This window comes from Tenacibaculum sp. M341 (assembly GCF_004337695.1).
Classification (GTDB): domain Bacteria; phylum Bacteroidota; class Bacteroidia; order Flavobacteriales; family Flavobacteriaceae; genus Polaribacter.
In genome coordinates, this window is the sequence record NZ_SJXJ01000049.1 from 1 (window position 1) to 1746 (window position 1746).

Below are 1746 nucleotides of genomic sequence, written 5' to 3' on the forward strand. Positions count from 1 at the left end.
TCATCTTTCAATTTAGCAAAGCCCTGTGTTTTTGATAAACAGTCGCCTGGATCTTTTCACTGCGGCCCATCCGAAAATGGGCGACCTTTCTCCCGAAGTTACAGGTCCATTTTGCCTAGTTCCTTAGCCATGAATCTCTCGAGCACCTTAGAATTCTCATCCCAACTACCTGTGTCGGTTTACGGTACGGGCTGCTTCTCTCGCTTTTCTTGGAACCTCTTACTTACTTTCGCTTCATCCGAAGATTAGGCTCAGCGTACATTTCCGTCAGTACGCAAGTATCTGGGAGATCCGTCACTTTTAATGAGAGCAGGTACAGGAATATTAACCTGTTGTCCATCGACTACCCCTTTCGGGTTCGCCTTAGGTCCCGACTAACCCTCAGCTGATTAGCATCGCTGAGGAAACCTTAGTCTTTCGGTGAGGGGGTTTCTCGCCCCCTTTATCGTTACTTATGCCTACATTTTCTTTTCTATGCGTTCCACAATGCCTCACAGCACTACTTCAACACACATAGAATGCTCCCCTACCACTTTAAAAGTCCATAGCTTCGGTAATATACTTATGCCCGATTATTATCCATGCAAAACCGCTCGACTAGTGAGCTGTTACGCACTCTTTAAATGAATGGCTGCTTCCAAGCCAACATCCTAGCTGTCTAAGCAGTTTCACCTCGTTTTTTCAACTTAGTATATATTTGGGGACCTTAGCTGATGGTCTGGGTTCTTTCCCTCTCGGACATGGACCTTAGCACCCATGCCCTCACTGCTGAGAAACATTTTATAGCATTCGGAGTTTGTCAGGAATTGGTAGGCGGTGAAGCCCCCGCATCCAATCAGTAGCTCTACCTCTATAAAACTTTTACTCAACGCTGCACCTAAATGCATTTCGGGGAGTACGAGCTATTTCCGAGTTTGATTGGCCTTTCACCCCTATCCACAGGTCATCCAAAGACTTTTCAACGTCAACTGGTTCGGTCCTCCACTATGTGTTACCACAGCTTCAACCTGCCCATGGATAGATCACTCGGTTTCGCGTCTACTACTACTAACTATACGCCCTATTCAGACTCGCTTTCGCTACGGCTCCACACCTTAAATGTTTAACCTTGCTAGAAACAGTAACTCGTAGGCTCATTATGCAAAAGGCACGCCGTCACACAGTAAATGTGCTCCGACCGCTTGTAGGCGTACGGTTTCAGGTTCTATTTCACTCCCTTACTTAGGGTTCTTTTCACCTTTCCCTCACGGTACTAGTTCACTATCGGTCTTTCAGGAGTATTTAGCCTTACCGGATGGTCCCGGTGGATTCATACAGGATTACACGTGTCCCGCACTACTCAGGGTACTGCTATATCCTCTTCGATTACCTATACGAGACTATCACTCTCTACGGTGTGTCTTTCCAAACACTTCTAGTTCTCTAAGATTCTAATGTCGCAGCCCTACAACCCCAATATTGCCGTAACAACATTGGTTTGGGCTAATCCGCGTTCGCTCGCCACTACTAACGGAATCACTATTGTTTTCTCTTCCTATGGTTACTTAGATGTTTCAGTTCACCACGTTTGCCCCTCTCGGTACTATGCCTTCAACATAGTGGGTTGCCCCATTCGGATATTTACGGATCATAAATTATGTGCATCTCCCCGTAACTTTTCGCAGCTTATCACGTCCTTCATCGCCTCTGAAAGCCTAGGCATCCGCCATACGCCCTTATTTAGCTTATTGTACTTTTTGCTGTAGA

Annotated in this window: 1 rRNA gene; it reads right to left on the minus strand. The window is 46.2% G+C overall.

From position 1 onward, the window contains the following. Positions 1–1729: ribosomal RNA gene (locus EYW44_RS21860) — 23S ribosomal RNA — on the minus strand; the annotation flags it as partial. Positions 1730–1746: the final 17 nt, after the last annotated feature.